This window comes from Blautia sp. St.27G3, from assembly GCF_059728505.1.
Window position 1 is genome coordinate 648491 of sequence record NZ_BAAGFO010000003.1, and the last position, 19459, is coordinate 667949.

30 protein-coding genes are annotated in these 19459 nt (G+C 42.7%); all 30 read right to left on the reverse strand.

The window, feature by feature from the left end; translation table 11 throughout:
- Nucleotides 1–13 precede the first annotated feature (13 nt).
- The 30 genes from AC6I2O_RS17165 to AC6I2O_RS17310 all read right to left on the reverse strand — a co-directional run bounded on the left by AC6I2O_RS17165 (nt 14) and on the right by AC6I2O_RS17310 (nt 19387).
- On the reverse strand, nt 14–427 hold the full coding sequence (locus AC6I2O_RS17165) for a hypothetical protein (protein WP_120484315.1): 414 nt from the start codon (nt 425–427) through the stop codon (nt 14–16).
- Complete coding sequence (locus tag AC6I2O_RS17170) at nt 411–755, reverse strand: hypothetical protein (RefSeq protein ID WP_120484314.1); 345 nt, start codon at nt 753–755, stop codon at nt 411–413. The genes AC6I2O_RS17165 and AC6I2O_RS17170 overlap by 17 nt, the downstream gene beginning before the upstream one ends.
- A gap of 371 nt (nt 756–1126) precedes the next feature.
- Nucleotides 1127–1378 (reverse strand): hypothetical protein, encoded by a 252-nt coding sequence (locus tag AC6I2O_RS17175; protein ID WP_289689307.1) that lies wholly within the window; start codon nt 1376–1378, stop codon nt 1127–1129.
- A gap of 20 nt (nt 1379–1398) precedes the next feature.
- Nucleotides 1399–4125: a helix-turn-helix transcriptional regulator gene (locus AC6I2O_RS17180; protein WP_497743331.1), complete on the reverse strand. Its 2727-nt coding sequence runs from the start codon at nt 4123–4125 to the stop codon at nt 1399–1401.
- 3 nt (nt 4126–4128) lie between these two features.
- Nucleotides 4129–4686, reverse strand: a complete 558-nt coding sequence (locus tag AC6I2O_RS17185) for a PD-(D/E)XK nuclease family protein (protein ID WP_279101620.1) — start codon at nt 4684–4686, stop codon at nt 4129–4131.
- Complete coding sequence (locus AC6I2O_RS17190) at nt 4658–4948, reverse strand: hypothetical protein (protein ID WP_120484310.1); 291 nt, start codon at nt 4946–4948, stop codon at nt 4658–4660. The genes AC6I2O_RS17185 and AC6I2O_RS17190 overlap by 29 nt, the downstream gene beginning before the upstream one ends.
- Before the next feature lie 139 nt (nt 4949–5087).
- Nucleotides 5088–5303 carry a hypothetical protein gene (locus AC6I2O_RS17195; RefSeq protein ID WP_171332379.1) on the reverse strand — a complete coding sequence of 72 codons (216 nt, stop codon included), beginning with the start codon at nt 5301–5303 and terminating at the stop codon, nt 5088–5090.
- 121 nt (nt 5304–5424) lie between these two features.
- A complete protein-coding gene (locus tag AC6I2O_RS17200) occupies nt 5425–6225 on the reverse strand; it encodes a DUF6591 domain-containing protein (protein WP_497743332.1) in 801 nt (266 codons plus the stop codon).
- A gap of 283 nt (nt 6226–6508) precedes the next feature.
- Nucleotides 6509–6691, reverse strand: a complete 183-nt coding sequence (locus AC6I2O_RS17205) for a hypothetical protein (RefSeq protein WP_120484307.1) — start codon at nt 6689–6691, stop codon at nt 6509–6511.
- A gap of 407 nt (nt 6692–7098) precedes the next feature.
- Nucleotides 7099–7329: a hypothetical protein gene (locus tag AC6I2O_RS17210; RefSeq protein WP_120484306.1), complete on the reverse strand. Its 231-nt coding sequence runs from the start codon at nt 7327–7329 to the stop codon at nt 7099–7101.
- A 5-nt stretch (nt 7330–7334) separates the two neighbouring features.
- On the reverse strand, nt 7335–7535 hold the full coding sequence (locus tag AC6I2O_RS17215; RefSeq protein WP_120484305.1) for a hypothetical protein: 201 nt from the start codon (nt 7533–7535) through the stop codon (nt 7335–7337).
- Nucleotides 7525–7872 (reverse strand): hypothetical protein, encoded by a 348-nt coding sequence (locus tag AC6I2O_RS17220; protein ID WP_120484304.1) that lies wholly within the window; start codon nt 7870–7872, stop codon nt 7525–7527. Before AC6I2O_RS17220 ends, AC6I2O_RS17215 begins: the two co-directional genes overlap by 11 nt.
- Before the next feature lie 13 nt (nt 7873–7885).
- Nucleotides 7886–8044 carry a hypothetical protein gene (locus AC6I2O_RS17225; protein ID WP_171332383.1) on the reverse strand — a complete coding sequence of 53 codons (159 nt, stop codon included), beginning with the start codon at nt 8042–8044 and terminating at the stop codon, nt 7886–7888.
- A gap of 12 nt (nt 8045–8056) precedes the next feature.
- On the reverse strand, nt 8057–8191 hold the full coding sequence (locus AC6I2O_RS17230; RefSeq protein ID WP_285828669.1) for a hypothetical protein: 135 nt from the start codon (nt 8189–8191) through the stop codon (nt 8057–8059).
- On the reverse strand, nt 8169–8384 hold the full coding sequence (locus AC6I2O_RS17235) for a hypothetical protein (protein WP_120484303.1): 216 nt from the start codon (nt 8382–8384) through the stop codon (nt 8169–8171). Before AC6I2O_RS17235 ends, AC6I2O_RS17230 begins: the two co-directional genes overlap by 23 nt.
- Nucleotides 8381–9172 (reverse strand): DUF5662 family protein, encoded by a 792-nt coding sequence (locus AC6I2O_RS17240; protein ID WP_497743333.1) that lies wholly within the window; start codon nt 9170–9172, stop codon nt 8381–8383. The genes AC6I2O_RS17235 and AC6I2O_RS17240 overlap by 4 nt, the downstream gene beginning before the upstream one ends.
- A gap of 26 nt (nt 9173–9198) precedes the next feature.
- The gene (locus tag AC6I2O_RS17245) at nt 9199–9459 is read right to left on the reverse strand and encodes a hypothetical protein (protein ID WP_279101611.1); all 261 of its coding nucleotides are present in this window, start codon (nt 9457–9459) and stop codon (nt 9199–9201) included.
- A 4-nt stretch (nt 9460–9463) separates the two neighbouring features.
- On the reverse strand, nt 9464–9736 hold the full coding sequence (locus tag AC6I2O_RS17250) for a hypothetical protein (RefSeq protein WP_120484299.1): 273 nt from the start codon (nt 9734–9736) through the stop codon (nt 9464–9466).
- On the reverse strand, nt 9737–9910 hold the full coding sequence (locus AC6I2O_RS17255; protein ID WP_166545150.1) for a hypothetical protein: 174 nt from the start codon (nt 9908–9910) through the stop codon (nt 9737–9739).
- Between the two features lie 13 nt (nt 9911–9923).
- Nucleotides 9924–11180 carry a DEAD/DEAH box helicase family protein gene (locus tag AC6I2O_RS17260; protein WP_497743334.1) on the reverse strand — a complete coding sequence of 419 codons (1257 nt, stop codon included), beginning with the start codon at nt 11178–11180 and terminating at the stop codon, nt 9924–9926.
- A gap of 2 nt (nt 11181–11182) precedes the next feature.
- Entirely contained in the window at nt 11183–11653 is a 471-nt protein-coding gene (locus tag AC6I2O_RS17265; RefSeq protein ID WP_497743335.1) for a hypothetical protein, read from the reverse strand.
- A 25-nt stretch (nt 11654–11678) separates the two neighbouring features.
- Nucleotides 11679–11831, reverse strand: a complete 153-nt coding sequence (locus AC6I2O_RS17270) for a hypothetical protein (protein WP_497743336.1) — start codon at nt 11829–11831, stop codon at nt 11679–11681.
- On the reverse strand, nt 11812–12768 hold the full coding sequence (locus AC6I2O_RS17275) for an N-6 DNA methylase (RefSeq protein ID WP_497743337.1): 957 nt from the start codon (nt 12766–12768) through the stop codon (nt 11812–11814). The genes AC6I2O_RS17270 and AC6I2O_RS17275 overlap by 20 nt, the downstream gene beginning before the upstream one ends.
- Before the next feature lie 26 nt (nt 12769–12794).
- Nucleotides 12795–13295, reverse strand: coding sequence for a hypothetical protein (locus AC6I2O_RS17280; RefSeq protein ID WP_497743338.1), 501 nt, complete (start codon nt 13293–13295; stop codon nt 12795–12797).
- Between the two features lie 19 nt (nt 13296–13314).
- Nucleotides 13315–17613 carry a DUF5906 domain-containing protein gene (locus tag AC6I2O_RS17285; RefSeq protein ID WP_497743339.1) on the reverse strand — a complete coding sequence of 1433 codons (4299 nt, stop codon included), beginning with the start codon at nt 17611–17613 and terminating at the stop codon, nt 13315–13317.
- Nucleotides 17614–17621: 8 nt separating this feature from the next.
- Complete coding sequence (locus tag AC6I2O_RS17290) at nt 17622–17855, reverse strand: hypothetical protein (RefSeq protein WP_497741544.1); 234 nt, start codon at nt 17853–17855, stop codon at nt 17622–17624.
- Nucleotides 17855–18067 carry a forkhead box protein gene (locus AC6I2O_RS17295; RefSeq protein ID WP_130435800.1) on the reverse strand — a complete coding sequence of 71 codons (213 nt, stop codon included), beginning with the start codon at nt 18065–18067 and terminating at the stop codon, nt 17855–17857. Before AC6I2O_RS17295 ends, AC6I2O_RS17290 begins: the two co-directional genes overlap by 1 nt.
- 15 nt (nt 18068–18082) lie before the next feature.
- The gene (locus AC6I2O_RS17300; RefSeq protein ID WP_497741543.1) at nt 18083–18634 is read right to left on the reverse strand and encodes a hypothetical protein; all 552 of its coding nucleotides are present in this window, start codon (nt 18632–18634) and stop codon (nt 18083–18085) included.
- Nucleotides 18631–19230: a hypothetical protein gene (locus tag AC6I2O_RS17305; protein ID WP_497741542.1), complete on the reverse strand. Its 600-nt coding sequence runs from the start codon at nt 19228–19230 to the stop codon at nt 18631–18633. The genes AC6I2O_RS17300 and AC6I2O_RS17305 overlap by 4 nt, the downstream gene beginning before the upstream one ends.
- Complete coding sequence (locus AC6I2O_RS17310) at nt 19223–19387, reverse strand: histidine kinase (protein ID WP_130435798.1); 165 nt, start codon at nt 19385–19387, stop codon at nt 19223–19225. Before AC6I2O_RS17310 ends, AC6I2O_RS17305 begins: the two co-directional genes overlap by 8 nt.
- Nucleotides 19388–19459: the final 72 nt, after the last annotated feature.

Genomic DNA, 19459 nt, shown 5'->3' on the forward strand with positions numbered 1-19459 from the left:
ATTTGTTTCCTCCTTAATGTCTCCATGGACAGGTATCGTTTTTTGTTCGTTCAACTGGAATATGGGGGATTGGAGTTTCGTCTCCATAGTGAATTGCGTTGTGGGTTGAAAGTTTTGTAGACACAACGTTGTCTGGGTCAAACACGCATGGATTCCGATTCAGAATATCTTCATAGGTTATAGGATTGATGTGGTGAATAATAATCGACCCAAAAATCTCAAATCCCTCTAAAGCCAAATCACACCCATTATCTCGAATGATGATTTTGTTTCTGAATCTTATCCATTCGTCGGAATGATAGAATTCCTGATTAAGCCAACGTTTAAAACCAAAAGTTTCTTCTGCAACTTTTCCACAAAGTCTGAGATACTGATACCGTTCCTCAAAAGTTGGAATTCGGATTAACTCACTATAAGTCTTCTTCATCCGAATCCTCCTCTCCGCTATACCGTCGAAACGCTTTCAGTGCATTTTCGTACAATTCCTCTGACCGATGTGCAGATTGCAGCGATTCCACTTTTGCCCTTAATAACTCGTTTTCACGTTCTATCTTCTCCCTCTCCAGACGCTCCCTCGTAGATCCCAGTTTTAAATAATGTGTTATGACCTGAGAGGAGGCTGTTCCCTCCATCAATTGTTTCTCAGCAAGATCTACCGCAAGAGAAATCATTTGATTTTCCCTCGCTTCGGGTGTCAACGCCGGTCGCATCTTTCTTGAAGAATTAGAAGAGCTTGCAGCCTTGGCTTTTCCCATACTTGCCGCCTCCTCTCGATTAGTTTGTTACTCGTTTTTCATACCTTTTAGAATAGTTCTCCTACGGTGTTTAAAAGAACTCACGAAGCCGGCAAATATACTTTTTCGCTGAAAGGAGAAAAAGAGCAAAAGAACCACAGCCAATGCCACGCCAACCCCGCGAGTTCGTTTAAACACCGTAGAAGAACGACAAGGGTAAATCCAAAATATACCCCCGGAGAATTTTTAAAGACCGCCGCGATGTGGGAGGGGGTGCCTTTTCAGCGACCCTCCCCCTATGTCTTTTATCCGCCAGTCTAACGGGCTGTCCTAACCCTATTTGTGTCGAAAAGCGATTCTGTAGCCAGAAACCCACTTTTTTATTTTTCTTTTTAAGCAGTCACAACTTGCTGTATCACTTTTCGGTAGATATTGGTGAAGTCATACTTGATAATCTCGTCAATTGCTCTTTCAATTTCCTGATTGTTTTCTTCATCCGAAAGCTGATCGGAAGTTCGAGCAATTCTTCCTAAGTATGCGCTTGAGTGATAACCTTTTTCCTCATCGAACAAGAACCAAGAAGTGAACTGTTCGAATGGATTGAAAGGATTGTCAACCGTTGTCAAAGCACATCGTCTTTCCATAAATACTTAGCTCACTCCTTTCATTTTAGGTATTTGTTCACGGTTGATGTGGATACTCCGAGAGCCTCGGCTATTTCAGCAGTGCTGTACCCAGAGGCACTCATAGATGCAATCTTGTTCACCTTGGCTGTACTCAGAACTGTGGTGGAGCGAGGTGTTGCACGCTGTCTAAGAGTATCAATGTCAACATTGTTAATGATTTGGGTAAGCCGATTCTCACTGATAGCACCAGCCTGGATAGCTTCCCATTCACGGTCACTTATTGAGATTGTTTCTCTTGATGCCCCAACAGTGGTACGAGCCGCCGTCAATGCTTGTTGAGATGCTTTCTTAATCTCGCTCCTTGTCATGTCGGGATTCTCCTGTTTCTTAGCAGCTACGGTAGCATTCGCAATAACCTGAGCCTGCCTTTCACGAGGAGCGTTCCGGAGTGCCACATTTAACTGGGCCATCAAATGATCCACCTCCTCCTGGTATGTCTCTTTAGCAGAGGCGGAGTAGGCAATCTTACCTGTACTGAGCATCTCCTTACGAGCCCGATTCGCAAGAGATTTCATCTCATTTGCATAAGTAGCATAGGCTCTTTCCTGGGGGGTATCTACATCAGAAACAAGGGTGAATGCATCCTTAGTCTCAGCCATCTTGGTACTCGCCTGAGTTCTGACTCTTGTTCTTCCATTCTTGTCAATGTACTCCTCATAAACTTCTTTGTAGGTCTGCTCTCCGGTCTCCGGATTTATGATGGGACTTCCTTTTCGTTTCAGTACAGATGTCTCAGACTTGGCTCTTGAAATCAGAGTTGCGGCTCCTTCGTGATACCGGCCATCTTCGTCATAGCTTCCCTGATACTTCTTCTTCAAAGACGCAATCCCGTTGTCAATCTCGCTTTGCTTATAGTCGAGATGGTGCTTTTCAGCATCAATAACAACCATACTGTGCCTTACTGCACGAGCAAGTTCCTCTGGAACAGCGCCACGAAGCGTCATGTCGGTAATCAGATTTGAAATCTTACCCATCTCAGTCTGAGTATTTCTCATAGGCTTGAAGCTGCCTTCAGGTTTTCCGCCATACTCAAGCTTCGGATCGAATCCTTCCAGTCCTTCTAATGCACGAGTCGATGTAATCTTTACTTTACCGCCAGTAGGAATTACCATAACGGTATCGCCATCGAAATCGGCACCAGATAATCTTCCTGCAACCTTACTGTTGATGCCAACGGCATCCATAGCATTGCCGAGAATTCTTTTGGCATCGGCCTGCTTATTGTTTACAGTAAGAACCGGAATTTCAAAGGTTCCACCATGAGGGAATCGGATAAGAGCAACCTGCTCTCCGTTCCGATAGTTAGGAGCATACACCTCGTTGTCTTTCATAGAGGTGATTGGTAGAATTACCTGATACTTTTGTCTCGGTAAAGCCGCTGCCTGTAGATGGACTGCCGCAGAATCACAATCATCGGCAAAGGATTTTAGTAAAGCTTTTTTAACCGTAGGATTCGTGAGAGAACAAATCTCGTCAAATTCTGCCTGCTTATCAGCGGTAGCTAAACCAAGCTGCTTCTTAATCAGAGTCATACTTTGCTTTGACAAAAATTGTGAAGGTAGATGGTCGCTCCATTCACCCCAATCTCCTTCTTCCGCTCTTTTGTTAATAAGTGAAAGCTGTTTTTTACCATCCTTGTCATAGTAATAACTCTGTCCACCTTTTTTAGAAGTCGGGTCATCAGGGTCAACGATACCGTCCTTTATCAAAGAACCGAACGGATTATCCGGGTCTTTTCCGATAGGTTTCAAAACGGTGTCATTCTTAGGTCCGAGCATTGGTGTTCCGGTTTTCTTATTGGTATTGAACACAACGTCTACACCATCGGGAAGGTCATCTGAGTAAATAGCCATTCCTTTAATGTAATGTGTGCCGTCAACAAGAATCCGAACCTGCGCATAGTGAGATTCACCGAGAGACAAATCATCGACACCTCTTCGAATCTCAACAACACCATCCTTTTGAGTTCCGCCATCTTCAGCGTACCTTATCTGAATCCGACTGGAATCCATACTTTTGGGATAGACATATTTCGGATCGTAGGTTTCGCCGCCGTCATGAGAAACGTAATCGCTCAACGAATGGACATTCTCAAAATTGTAGATTTCCCTATGTTCTGTTCCAGGAGGACAGATAACTTTGATATTTGTCTGTTTTCCCGGATTTGTAACCTGTGGAACGCCACCGCCATAAACCGGATAACCTTCCTGTTCCAGTATGTAAAGCGCCTGGTTCAGTTTCTCTTTTGAAATACCGAGTTCTCGCTCAACACCAGTTCCAACGTCAATCATTCCTTTTTCTTCTATTTGTTTCTTAAGGAATTCGGCGGTCTTTTTGGCCTGATTCATACGAGCTTCCGAATTTTCATTCAAAAGAGAGCGAACAGAGGAATCGTTGGAGAAACCCATAATTGCTGCGATTTCATTCAGACTTTTTCCGTCTTCACGAAGAGACCTCGCTCTTGCTACATCCAAAGCTCTTCTTTCATCTTTGGCTAACGATTTCTGAGTACGATACTGTGTGGTGGTGAGACCCATTGATTTTGCAATATCCGTTTCGCTGAGTCCCTGCTTTTTTAATTCCTCAACACGGCTCAGAAAATCTCCGCTGTGTTGATAAGGGTTATCTCCAGAACCCCAAGGATATCTGCCGGAACGTCTCGGCATCCCGTAATGCATTAACATTTCTTCCGCAATGGGATTCATGGCTTAGCCCTCCTGTTCTTTGATTTTGTTGATAATCTTATCAAAGGTAATAATCTTATCTGTGATTGGAACAATTTCTTCAGCCGTTGGTGCATGATACAAAATTTCATTGTTCTGGTACAGACGTAATTCGATTTCAATCTCGCCAGGCTTCACTTTATATTCCAAACAAAAAAGAGCAGCATAAATCATAAGCTGCTCCATGTGTGCCGGAATCACACCAGTTTTCAAATCGTGAATTCTAAGCAAACCGTTTCTAAACGCAATACTGTCCGCCGTTCCAAAACAATTCTCCGAATAAAAAAGAATCTGTTCTGGAACCATTTTGAATCCGATAGCATCGTTCACATACATGTTCAATGTTTTCTGTGACTTCGGCAGCTTCTGCCCTAAACGAATACACTGTGCTGCGAACTCATGAAGAACGGTTCCTTTTTGTGTTGCCAAAAACTTTGAATAGGATTCGGCAACCTTGGACTCATCATAGTTAATCCAATGATATTTACTTGCGCCGAGAAAAGCGTGTTGCCCTTCAAGATTCAAATGATTGTTGAAGTTCATATAACACTTCCTCCTTGTTCTCCGGACAGATGAATCTTGAAAATGACATCTCGTTCATCAATCCGACATAGTATTCTTGATTTGGCTGCTTTTTTGCTCCAGCGCTTTTCTTACATTCCAAGGACGCCCACTTGTTCTTGTAGAGGATAGTCAGGTCCGGAATACCTTGAATATAACTGGAATCATTCTTTGTGACGATGCAACCGGGAAACATTTTTTTCAGTTCTTTTATCAACTGCGCCTGAAAATTACTCTCCAACATTTTAGCGAACCTCCTTTCTTTGTTTTTCAGAAAACGAAAAAGAGAATGTAGTCTTTAAAAATGACTATTTTATCCTCTCTCTTCATAAAAGGGAATGTTTTTTTCGCGGAGTAAAAAAGAGCAAAAGAAAGAGCCCTTGTCAGGACTCATCCTCATTTTTGTGTTTGTTGAAATAACCTTTCACGTCAAGACCCATTCTTTCCATACAATCAAAAGATTTCATACAGTGATCTTTCATCACAATCTCTGCTTTGTCGTCTTTCAATATGCCAAGTTGATTCAGCACATTACAAATGTCAAGCATGTTTGTGTGATAAATAAATCTCATTTTTGCCACCTTTTTTGTAATATCCATAATTGTTCTCCTTTCAGAATAGATTTTTTCATAAAAGGCATTGTAATTTAAGCGTAAAAAAAACAGAGACACCTGAAAGCATCTCTGTATAAATGAAACTCTATTTAATTGTGTATTTTTGTTATTGAGCAACTTCCAATAGTTTTTGAGAAATCCGCGCCGACACCTCAGCATAATAGGCTGCTTCGGCCGTCGATAACTCGTCCTGATTTATTGCTTCCATCTTTTCCATGGTTTCAGCATACTTAGCCATATAATCCGCATAATCGGTCAGCATAGATGTGGCATCATCAGAATTTGTATACTTCTTCATAAACTCACAATACTCGTCAAAGAATTCTTCATAACTGTCCATTGCTTCTTTAAATTCCGGACTTATTTCGCCGTTATCTGAAGTTTCTACGGAAGATTCATTTTCTTCTGATGTAGTATTAGAATCGGTTCTGTCTTTTGTACTCTCTTTACAAGTAATATCAATGGCTTCAATTTGATATCCAAGCATCACCTGCAAATAATATTTTCCGTCACTACTGTAGGCATAAAACATTTTTCCACCATCGTTTTCGCCTTCATATGTAACATCGTTGAACCCATTTGATTTACACGCTTCAATATATTCCTCATATTCCCCATCCTGATAATTCGCAACACGAAACGAATATGATGTTCCTCCATCTTGATCGATAATTGAGACTTCTCCGTTCTTAAAATAGTCGCTGGTAACAGGAAGCATATCTGCGTAACAGATTTCTTCATCTTTTTCACTTTCCGATTCTGAATCGGAAGAATCCTGTTCACTAGTTGCCTTGATTGATTCGGATTCTGTTTCCATTTCAATCTCATCCGAGGTAGTCTTCCCACCACATGCCGACATAACCAGCATCATAATGCCGATTAAAAAAATTGTTATTGCTCTTTTCATCTCGTCTCCTCCAATTATTCAATATTTTAGCGCAATAAAAAAGTGCGCCCCAATGATGAGACGCACCCGCAAAAGTGAATCCCTCATTGTTGCGACACAATCTCATCCCGTTTAAGGCATAAGTAAAGAGAAAAAACACCCTTTGCCAAAGTGATTTCCCTTAAACGAGATATATGAAATTGTGTCGCAAACTAAGTATAGCACAACACTCCGAAAAAAGAAACACTTTCCAAGAAATTTTCCACCAATCACTTGACATTTCCCAAAATTTGTACTATGGGCTTTACGCCGTAATCAATTGTCCCCGCTGCTCCATGTAGTCATAGACCATCTTCGTACCATCCATAAAATATACCAGTATGGACAGATACCCATTCGGCTGGTAGCGGGCAGCGTTTTTTGACAGCCTCGGAAACCTCCTCTGAAAGTCCTTGTAGATTTCAAGCCATGTAACTTTTTTACTCATATAACACCTCTTTTCTTGCTTGTGGCCAAAAACCCACTTTTTCCGTCCCTATTTATATATACTATTAAACTTTCTATCATAATAGTTTAAGAAAAAAAGTGGGCAAGTGGGCTTTTTAATTTTTCAAAACCCGCAAACCCGCATAAATACTGGGTTTTTCGATGGTCAAATCTCCAAATTTGTGGCCAAATCCATGTTTTAAAAGTGGGCAGAAAGTGGGCAAGTGGGCAAAAATCTGGGTAAAATCATCCGTACAAATCTCAAAAGGCTGCCCAAATTCTACCCAGATTCACCCCAAACCCACTTTTTCTGACCAAAAGCCCATTTTCAAAAACCAAAAGTGGGCAGAGATTTTTAACCTAGATTAGCCTTCATCGGGCTCCGAAGACTGGTACGGACGACAAAATTCACCGTAAATTGACGTCGGGTTTCTTATCGTAGAATCTGCATACCGGATCTTTCCGCTCTATAAAATCAACATCTTTCGGAAATTCTTCGTACACTCTCTCGGATTTCTTGAGAAATTCCATGTATGTTTCGATGTTTTTGCATACTTTTCTGTGTGTACAACGAGTACACATTGTCTCCCTAACTCCTCCGTCCACAAACTTCACCTCCAATTTTTCACATGTTGCCATAAGTTCTACCTCCAAATCTTTCCTGTCTGCTCGTCCCGTAAAACGATTCGCTCCTCCAGATGGAAGCCGGCCAGTTCACACATATCAAAGATGGTATGTAACAGTTTGTGAAACCGCTCGTCATCCCTATCCAGATTCTTCATAGCCTCATAAGCAGTCGGGTCAGAATAACCCTCTGCATTCTTTCGTAAATCTCTATCCGTCAAAAGACTTCTCACCTCCTTCTTCACGCCATTTTTCCAGATCGATTCCATATTGCTTCAATAAATATGTACAAAGCCAAACTTTATCGTTCTCCTCCATAACATATCGTTCGAGAAGTTCTGCTATGGCTTTGTTGAATCGGTCATAGAACCTACGCAGCCTTTTTTCTCCAAAACCGAACTCTGAATGGAGAACCCATAAAATGAGCGCGTCAATTTCTGTCGCGTGTTTTTTATCGTACTCTGCGAGTTGCCTCTGAATTTCGAGGTTCATAGCTTTTTTCTCGGCAACAGTCATAGCGGCTCCGTATACTTTCCCAGCAGCTTTCTTTATCCGCATCTCACAGCCCTCCTCACATAATCCAGTTCTCCTTTGCAAAGAAGAGCGGTAGTCCCATTATCAGGGTGAATATAAAAGCCGTTGCATCATATTCAATCGGGATGCTAAGGGCTCCCAGAGAGATAAGCGCAGCGGAATATAATTTGTTCTTTATCAATTCGCGCCTCCACATAATATCCTCCCTTTACGACGGCAACGGTGCGCCCGATCTCCAGGCAATCCAAGCCACGAAAAAAGCGACTGCAATCAATAAGACCACAATCGCTGCCAAAGTCAGAACAAAATGAAGAATCAACTTATGAAACTGTTTCTTTGACATTGTCCTTCTCCTTTTTCGATTTCATGATACCTGCCTCTACATCATCCATCTTTACCAGCACACCGTTTTCTCTGAATTTGGAATATGCTCTGGCGGTCGCACAGTGCTCAATACACTGGCACACTCTGTTAATCAGCGCATACGCGCAAAGATAGAGGACCAAAAAAGCAAGCATATACTGTACAAAATTCATAAATTTTCTCCTTTCAAATTAGATTCGGAAAGCTTCTCTTTCATCTTTTCAAGAATGGCTTCAACCGACTTCCGAGTTTTCGGACTCATTTTTATGTAAGCCTTATGCTCGTCATACCAGTTGAATATCTCATTGAGATTATCCTTCTGCCAACTGAACGCCCACCAATCGCAAATCATTTCGAGAATATAATTGTAAGGTATATCCAGGGCAATCTCACCCTCTTTGGGGTCATCGTTAATGAGAACCCAGTGCTGCCAATGATGAGGATTTCTATGAATATGCAGAAGCCAAGACTGTCTGAGCAGCAAGTTCGGGAAATATCGCCTGTTCCTCTTTTCCCAGTAAGAATCGTAATCTCCCTTTACAAAATTCTTGGCGTGAGATATATCCGAAGTGTGCTTACATTCCGCCGACGGACAGGAATCACCACACTGTTTTCCGTCACAGAGATAAAGAATGTCCGCTACCTCCTTTGAAGGAAGCCAAGCATTCCGGTCGTCAATATATTCGTTGGCAAATATCTTTCTCGTATCCGTCCCGAAAGATGCCACAATTTCCGGCAGGTTCTCGTTGACAGCATCAAACACAAGTCCCTGCTCGGCAGACCAGCTAATTGCATTTTTCAGCATATCGTCCACCCGACATGTCCAGAGGATGAGCTTGTATCCATTCGCCTGCCGGTCTTTCAGATATGTAATCATCTCTTTGTTTGCTTCTCCGATTTCCGGCCACTTGTTTTTGCACAAAGTACCGTCAAAATCCACCGCAATAATTTTGTTTTCCATCTCTTTTTCTCCTTTCAGAAAACCAATTAGTAATTACGCCGTTGATAGGGGAGATGCTTTTGAATTCTCCTTTCCACCTTATATCTCGGCGTGTAGTTTTTTAGATACTGATTCTTTTTACAATGAGGCACAAACATTGCTTTTTCTTTGGCGCGTTTTTCTTCCTCATCACGAATCTGTCCAAATATTTTTGCGAGTGTGTCCGCAGCCTGCCTAACAGTAACTGCAAATTGTTCCCATGCTTCCGTGAGCTTATTAAGTAACGCATTCCATTCATCCGTAGTCATCGAATCATCCTCCATATTGTAGTCCAAAATGAGAATATAAATGGTTGTATAGTTGCTTTTCTATCTCATCCTTATAGACCACCACCGGTTTTCCTGCTATATGAATTGTCATGGTTTCACGGAGCAGAGGTTGTGCTGCATCTATACCCGCAGATTGAGAAGCATTCATTGCTATTTGCGGTTCGGGTAAATATGCCAGAGCTTCCATTCGTTTATGATCGCATTTATCAACAAAAGGACACTTCCGACATCTTTCAGATAACTGTGATAGTCCCATTCACACTTCTCCTTTCTTCATTGTAAGTTTCTGATATAACTCCTTTGCTTCATCGCCCTTAAAAGCGTTGATAATATCAATCTCGCCTTTATCTTTTCTACCAACAATCAGTACCGGAATATCCCCATGTGTATAGTCAAAGCTTACAAGGATGGTATCGGCTTTCCCCTTCATTAAATTCTCCTTTCTATGCGGCTTTAGGTAATGCTTCGGGAGTAAATGTATACCGCTTCGCATATCCTGTTGCATTAAAATCTTTCTTTTCTTTTAACGTCCTACTAATTGCCAAATCAATCCCCGAACGAGATTTCAAATGGTAATAATATAAATCCTTGAACGGTGTATTTAACCTATCAATTCGTCCAGACGATTGCTTCATGATTTTGTAGGAATAGTTTTGTGAGTAAAATATAATGGTATCCGTCTTGATACAGTTCCAACCTTCAGCACCAGCATTATACTGAACCAAATACACCCACTTTTTACTATCCGGAACCGGTTGATGACAATGCCCATTCCATTCTGCAATTTCAACATCATTTCCGTAAGCCAAATTCTTCAATATATCAAGTTCGTAGTCAAAATTGTAGAATATAATAGCTCTGGGATGCTTCTCGATGATTTCCAGTAATGCCACTTGCCTTGATTGGTCGGTATTTACAATCTTTCTCCAGACATAACAAAGCTCACCCGCATTGACAATTGGCTCGTCCTTATAAGGATTCCATCTGGTTCGAGACACATCCTTGTATTTCTCAACATCGTACTTAACATACACGTCTTCGTGATGAGAAACAGTAGTCCTCTCGAAATCCATGTTTACCAAAATATCATTCCTCTGCCGAATCAACCGACCAGTATTCAAATATCTGTCCACTTTCGGGAATTTGCTGAATCGGCTGTAAACAATATGCTCTCTGGTAAACTCGGTTCGATTCCGATAAAACCCATTCGCAATAAAGACCGGAATATAATCCTGCCAAGTATCTCCTGGAGTAGCGGAAAGAAGAATCCACTGATTGTTTTTTGCTATTCGCAGAAATGACTTTACCCATGTACCAGAGCCAACCACGCGCTGCTCGTCAAATATAAAGAAGGCGTCCGTAATCTCTGCGTATTTTTTTATGTTGTTCCACGAATCTACAATTACTTTGTTTCGATACAGATTGAATTCATGAGAAGTAGAAAGAAGGAAGGGCGACAGCTCACCCTCCCACTCCTTCGTGTCCCGTTTCCGAGCAGTTGTGATGATATAAAGGTCTTTAATTCCAACATCATCCATCACAGCATACTCCTCAGTATCAATTTCTCCGCCATTGCAAATATAATAGTAAGCAAGTGCAGTTCGTGATTTTCCACTACCTACGCCACCACAAAGAATGCAGCCATTTTTCATCTTCTTGACAGCATCTAATTGATAGTCGTAGAGCTGCACCCCTGCCATAATCAGTCACCCTCGTTGTAGTCGTTGGTCCATCTCTTAATCTTGTTGAAATAGCTGCCCTTGTTACCCAACGCTTTTTTTGCGATAGCCATCGCCAGACCCTTCTCCGGATCGAAGTCTTCATTTTTTGCCTTTACTACTGTCTTGGTGCCGTCTGCCCAGAAGACAATCGTTGCAGGATTGTTGAAGATGACTTTCTTAATTTCCAATGTCATTTTTCTATGCAGTTCCGCGGTACCGAACACATCGTTCACCGCATATTTAAGAGCATCAAGACGATTCTCAGCCTCCGTTGCCCTCTGATTCGCTTTGCTGATTTCGGTAGCAGCGTACATTAGCTCCGGCTTATATCCGTCCGTATCAACGGCATATACATAGCCCCCGCTCATGTCGCCAATCAGCTTCTGATTCGGAGAGTTGATCAACCCCTCCATGGTTTTCATAAACTCGCGTGCAGTCATTTCTTTGCTCATGATTTTTTCTCCTTTCAATTTTCATTCACATGTCTTCAAGCACCGCTTCGATGCTGTTTTTCAGATTCGCCATATCGGAATACATTTCGTTTTCCTTATCAGTGCAATCATCTTCTATGGGAGAATTGTTCAAGAAGAAATCAAGCTCCCCCAGCAGATTAGTCAGTCTTTCTTTCATTAGATCCCCCTTTCAAAAGCTCATCCATTTTACGAACCATCCTTCGCATTGTCCACACATCGGAAAAGTACATCATTGTGAACCAGTAATTTTCTGTCGAGTCGCCCTCAGCAATAGGTTCTGTAAATGTGTTTCCGACTTTGATATAAGCTGCCACGCCAAGCAGTGAAAGCTGAATATAACACATCATAGCCACAATCTCGTCAATATCCTGCGCGACCACCAAAATATGATTCTGATAATTCAAATTTTCCTTTTCCAATCGCTTTCTCGCAGCATGAACGCCAGCAATCAAAGTAGCTCCCGCACCACAGCATGAGTCACAGATAGTTATATAGCCTTGTTCATTAACCTGCTGCACCACATTATCACCTAAAGCAATTTCTGCCATAAGTTCGCAAACATGATACGGCGTAAAGAATTGTCCTCCGGATTCATTTCCGAGGTTAAGCTCCATGAAAATACTGCCCAGAAAGTCCTGTTCCTGGTTTTCTTCCAAGGCCAAGACTGTCTGAGCAGCAAGTTCGGGAAATATCGCCTGTTCCTGTTTGTTGTATTTTTTGATGATTTTCATGTACCGTTTTTCCCGCTCATCATAATGGGTTTTATCCACCGGATTTGAGAGTGAGCAGGCAAACATGATTACAAAATCCCTCCAAATATCCCAAGCTCTATGACGATAGGTAAGTTTTCTGAAAGAATCTAAAAACTCCTTTCTACCATCGTTTTTCCTGGGATTTGTTTTGGGTTTCGGCTCCGGCTTTTTGGAAACTTCCGAATCAATATTCTTACTCGGCGGTTTATAAGTCGGCATAGAAATCGTAGGTTTCCATTCCGGAACCGGCTTCATTTTTGGCGGATTTGTCTTAGGTGAAGCAGCATGTATTTTCTTTTTGGCTGTGGTTTGCCGCTTCTTCTTTTTCTTCCAAAACGCCATAGATTCTCCTTTCAAGAATATAAGTCTTAGTTGAACGGAAGTTCGTCCGGACCCTCCATTTTAGCATACTTTTCGGCGAACTCGTCTTCCTCAATGGTGACATACATCGTCTTTAAATATGCCTTAACCCCCGATTTTTCGTTCTTCGTTCCTTCCTGAATTACCCAGTTGTAGGGGCGGATGGTCAAATCCACATTACGAATCTCCGCATAGTCCAGGGAAGCAATCGATTCCTCGTCCAACTGCGTTTTTGCCCTTCTAGTAATCATGAACACCTTGGGCGGGATATTTTCAAAGCTTACCGCGACCTGGAGATAGTGCTTCGGCTCATCGCCCTCATCCTTCGGGGTAAGAACGCGGATGTTCCATCCCTCCTCAGCCAATCTCTGGGCCAGTTCCGGGTCGTCAATTACCACGCAGAAATTGCGGCTCCCGACTCTGTTGTATTTCCCCTCTTTACCGGAAAAGTTCCGGAAGATGATGCGGGCATTCTCCATGATAATGTTGTCGTTTACTCTTTTAGACATAATCGTTCTCCTTTTCTTTTTAAAATGGTAAATATTCTTCGTCGGGATCGTCTTCCGGCGGATTCATAGAATGACTCATAATCACGTCCGAAATATCGTACCCAAGGTTGCAGTCCATATGGAATTTGTCGTTATGAAAGTTTGGACAATCAAAGCATGTCGCATATTTCATTTCCCCGCAAGGCGGCATCCACGGCGGAACCTCAGAGTCAACATCAGCATCGTTGGCTCCAAGCTCCTTGATATACGGGTCCTCTGAAACGAACCACTCAAAATCGCCATACTCCGAAATAGTCTTAACTGCATCATCAACCAGCTTATCATAATAGCTACGGTCGATATCATCTTGCTTGTCCAGCTCCCGAACCATTTCCGATTCCAGCCACCTGTATCCTTTTGAACCGGTAGCGGCATAGTATCTTCCATTTTTCTCCCTCATTAAGAGTCCGCCGCCGCATCCATCCTTGATAGGGCAGAACTGTCCGATTTTTCCAATGAAACGATAATTATGTCCCTCCTCAATCTGTGGACGGAGTTCATCGCAAGTCGCTTCAAAAGTTGTATCCGAAAGAAGCCCCTTTTTGTAATCGCTCTCAGCTTTAGAGAATGTTTTCTCATGTTCAGACACATCTGGCAGCCCTTCGTTCATATCCAAATATAAAGCGCTACTTACAGATTTGGTCTCGCACATATCCTCGAAAGCAATATCTTCTCCACTGAAAAGTTTCTTGAACACATAAGGAACTGCAAACTGGGTACCGGTAGCTGTCCATTCGCCGGCGTGCTTACCATCTTTGTACTTGGCGATATAGACCGCGTCATTCACTAAGCACATCCGGTCGTATGTAGCCTCGTGCTCAAATGTGTACCCATACCGTTTACCATAATCCATAACAAACTGGATAATTTCCGGCGTAGCGTCAGGAATCTTGATGGAATCTGTCTTGATATGGGCAACAGTAAAGCCCCGTTCCTGCACCTCATGTTTGAGGTTAATCATGAACAGAGCTCCTCGTTTAGCTACAATATTGTCTTTGTTTCTCGGATCGCGGAATGCGTTCTCGAAAGAGGCAGAAGTAAGGCCGTAAACCGAATTGATTGCTGTCTTCAGAGCATCAGCAAGCTGCTTGGATGTCATTTCACCGTCAATTACTTTCTGGATATACGGTGTGAGCTTTCCATCCAGCATCGTATTGACAATATCCCATGCTTCATGCTTGATGCTTACACGCCCTTCGACAATATACCGAAATGCTCTTGTGAATTTCACGCCGAATAGGACTTCTGCAATTGCGCTGTGAGGATGCATCGAAGAAATATCCAGTAATGCAACATTTCCGTACATACCCGGCTCAGCATAGACATACCCGCCTTCGCCAACTTCTTCATCGCGATAAGTGGATTTTCCATTTTCGAACTTGTATCCTGGAAAATATGGAAGGAGACTTCCTGCTTCGCCGTGAGTACGTTCCATCATTTCTGGACACGCTTCGGCAAGGAATGAATAGGTTTCCTCGTCCAAATCATGCACCGGTTCTGCCAGATTACGGTAGTGGAACTGATCCTGCGGCTTTCGGTTATTTCCAAATATAATTCTGGTAGTTAGGCTGTTCGTCGTGTCGTTGACGGTCATATCCGCCAAATCCGCCAGAATCTGCCTTGCCGTCCAATCCGCTTTCAAGTAAACAAAAGACGCCTCGGTAGCAATTACATCGTTATCACAGTATTCGGCAACCTTTGTCCAAAGTTCTTCCGGTACAGGTTGATCCCACGGTAAGCCAAGCTCCTGGTGATGGGTTCCCGCTTTGATGATTCTAATTTCGTCATCGGAAAACCCTTTCTTTTTCAGCTCCTTTTCTGTGACATTTCCCATTTCGATTTCCAACTTCTTCAGGCTTTTTTTGTTTCCGGCAGAAGCGAAGTCATAAACGTCTGTATAACTGACATTGTAGGCTTCTCCGAAGAAACAATTTGCGCTGCCATTGATAATTTTCTGGGACAGATTATAGAGCTGCTCGTTTGAATATCCCATAAGCCGGGCGTACAGAATATGATTGTCATACCTGCGGCAATTAAATCCAACTAAACGGAACCTCATTAAGTCCTCTATCTCAGATGGCGTCGGGTTAATCATCCGTACAACCGGCTTTCCCTCACCTTCGATTTTCCAGTTTACAAGAAACAGGTTGGGAAAGACCTCAACGTCATAAAATATCAGTTTCGCATTCTCATTTTTCACGGCTGTGGACGTGTCGGCAGATTTAAACTGCATCTTGTTTACCAACTTGATACAGTAATCAGCCTGATGAGAACTGTTCGCTGCAAATGCCAATACTGCATTCCTCATATCCGTGACATCATATTTTAAGTCACTGGAATATGCATCCTCCAGTATTTTGTAAATAAAGTCGATACTGGGCTTAGTACCCGGATGAATCTCTTTGTTGAGATTACGTTTTATCAGTGTTCTAAGCCCTTTCTCGCTTTGAACTGCTTCAAAATTTACCATTTTATTTTCTCCTTTCAGCGGTAAACCAGAGCTAATTGTCGCGATAGGCAGGTTGTTGCATTTCGACACTTTTCGTCTTAATGAACTGTTGCCTGTGAACACCTTAACTTCTACATGGTCATCATAAATGCGGCTCAGTCTTGCCGGATCTCCCGTATAAATATAATGCAGATGCACTCCGCATCCGCTTTTACTGAGTTCCGCATAAGTTGGCGGCCATTTACTTGCTTCTTCTACATTCCTTTCAAAAGATTTATTTCCCTCCTCGTCCGGAATATCAAAATCAATTACGATATGGTTTTCGGGAACCTTGACATAGTGTAATTGTGAAGTATCCAAAGAGGCCAAGGTTGTTTTGACATTCGCCCACTTTTTCCCAGGCGTACCAGCATCTGTTCCGTATTGGGCCGGGCAGGTTTCACATTCCTTGTCGAAAACAGATTCCTGCTCTTTGAACTCGATGGATGTTGGTTTTGTTTCCGCATTTTCACCTGCCGGATTTTTTTCGGTTTCAAATTTCTCAGTCCGAAATCCGGAATAGTAACTGCGAACCCGCGAACCATCTTCAAGATTGAACCGTTCCTTATAGTCCCGAAAATAGTTTTTCAATTCCTCCTTAAAGATTCTTTGGGAGAATGGAAAAGATACCTTTGCTTCGTCGCAGTAAGTCTTGTACATCTCCCATGCCGCTTTCATTGTCGTCCCGTCTTCTTTTTTGAACACATGGTATGAATCAACAATGAAGTTATAGAAATCATTGGACGCCCCAAGCATGGCAATCGGAATATAATCGTCATACATACCCGGCGCGGATAAATATACTTCCTGACAGTGATACGCAATCGCCCCCAGTTCAAACCCAACCCGCTTCACAATGTCTTTGTAATCGTTCGGATTCAGTTTGTTACCTGTTGGCGAAACATCTATCAATCGCCGAATCAAACCGGATTTCGCGTCCGTAATCTTCACCGGTTTATTTGTCCCCATAAAGAGAAAACACTTGAACCGGTTGGAGTAGGTCGATTTAAACTTTTCGTTCACCGTCATAAGTTCATGAGAAACCAGACTGTTAAGCCTTGTGTTATCTTCAATTCTGGACAAGTCGCCGTCATGCTGGATCGCCACAAGAGGATTGCTCTTAAACGCCTCCAACGCAAAAGAATTACTGGATGAACCCAGTGCTTTCGCATCAAATACCGAGTAATACCCTTCAAAGAGCTGCTGAATGATGTTCAGCACTGTGGATTTACCCGTTCCTGCGGCTCCATATAACACCATGAATTTCTGCAACCGTTTGGATTCTCCAGACACAATCGAACCAATCGCCCATTCAATCTTCTGCCGTTCTTCCTCAGAATATAAAGTTGACATCAACTTTTCATAAGCAGACAAATCGCCAGCTTCAAGCGGATAATTCAGCTTTTTACTGGCGTAATCTTTTTTGTTGGTCTCTGTGTTGGAAAATATAAGTTTTTCGTCCAGCATATGAAATGAATCCCGCATCTGTTTTTGACAATACTTGTGCCAAGAATCAATCATTCCGGATTCTGCATCCCACATATGCAGGACTTTTATATCGGAGTCAAAGCGCCGGCGGTTTTCTTCTGCATATCTATCCAGTTCGCAGTCAATGAGCTGCAAAGCATCCTGCTCGTCCGTAGACCATAAACCACGTTCCTCAATCCAGATAGCGTAGAAGTCACCACCTCGAATCATCAGATCGGAGCTTTTTTTAATAATGAACTTCGGATAGATTTCTATTACACCACGCTTTGTACTACGTGTTGAAATCATCAAAAAGTCGATCATCGCATTTTTTACTCTCCTTCCGAGCGCTTTAATTCCTCAATCTCATTTCTGAGTTCCTTTATTTTTTTGTTCTGTTCCCGGCGGTCCAGTTCCGTAATAACCACATAAGCAGTGATGGCGCCGACCCAAATCCCAACATTGCGGTTAAACCTGCTCTGATACTTGAGTGTTCTGCGAATTTCTTTAATCGCCGTTTCCGATGACCGTAAATTTCCAAAAATATAACCAAGCATTTCGCACATCAGCCTTTTCCTCCTTTCATGTCCTTGATAAAACTTTTAACGGTTTCAAACCGCCAATCGTCTTTGCCGCCATAGGTAAATATAAACTCTGCTCCATTGGTCTGTCTGACCCGAATGCTGTTTTTACCGTTTGGAAACCATGCGGCGGCGTTCTCGCCCGCATAAAGCGGAAAATATAATTCAAACCATTTATACACTTCGTTGTGAGTCATACGAAACCTCCCAAACTATACGATTTCGTCTAAGTACCAGCACATCTGATACCAGATTTCAACCGTTCTTAAATCCCGTCGGCAATGTTCCACCGTAAACAGGCCGCCCTCTCCATTTCGTTTGTATCTCCGGTCTAAGAATCTTTGAACGATTTCCTCCGCATAATCCTCATCAAATCTCGCATCGGTCAGTTTCCTTAAACCAAGATTCTCAATCATACCCCAGAACCATTGTCCGGTCCGATTCCCGATATCCGGGTCGTCCATAATATGTTCTTCACAACGAATAGCGAGGGCAATCATCATTTCCAAAACGCTACAGGGACTATTATCCAAATAGCTTGAAATCATGGCGTTTTCGTATGAATTCTCGTAGCCAAACCGATACCGGAGATCTATCCCATCTTCTTCCCGGTTTCCATCCATTTCAATCGTGTAATTAAAATCCACGTTACGAAGAAACCGCAAAAGTTTTTGATAGGACAGACCTCTGGTATACCGGCGGTTGCATACGAGCCGACACATCCAATCGAAGTATTCGCTATTCAGCTCGCTCCTTGTCATCATACCTCCATCTGATGCGGCCTCTGTTTCATAACGTCTGAATAAGTCCTCTGGTCCAGAAGAATTTCATAGTCGCATTTCAGCCTGTCATTTCTGACAAATACCGAATCGTCCTCAAACTCCCCGAAATGGGTCAGAGATTCAAGACCTACAACATTATCCACATCGTCTACCTTTTCATCGTCTTCATCTGCCAGAACCTGGTCCACATAGTAACTGAGACTGATTCTCTCATAATCCTCAAACTCGCCAAATTCTTCCGGTGAGATTACATAGGGTTTAATCTCCATCGTTTCCTGCTCCTCTTTTTTCTGTTCGGCGCCCACGTTTGAATAGTTGGTATACCCATCCCGTTCCAGCCTTGCAGCATATTCGGTAATATCCGGTTTTTCCTCCGGCTTACCAATCTTTGCCGTCTGCGGCTTAGGAGCTGTAATTTCAACATCCGCAGCCGATTCCCGTCTGGAAAATATCTCCTTTACCGAATCAATTTCCTCCTGGGCAATCTGTTCATATTTTTTCCTGGTATACTGCCAGGTTACTATGGAGCCAATAGCCGCGCCCAAAACAAACATCACGAACCCCGTTGCTTTACTCATTTTCTTCGTCCTCCTCGTTTTTGATAGTCATTACCGTAAGCGCCAGTCCTCCGAAGAGTAAGGAAACGCTCAGCAGAATACCGCCGGTAATGTGCCTTTTTCTTTTTGTATCCAGCACATAATCGAGCATGGATATCAAATTCCCAATACCATCCACGATTACTGCTCCTTTCCGCCGGATAATACGGCAAGCCCACCGACAAAACAGATTCCGGCCATAGCAGCCAGT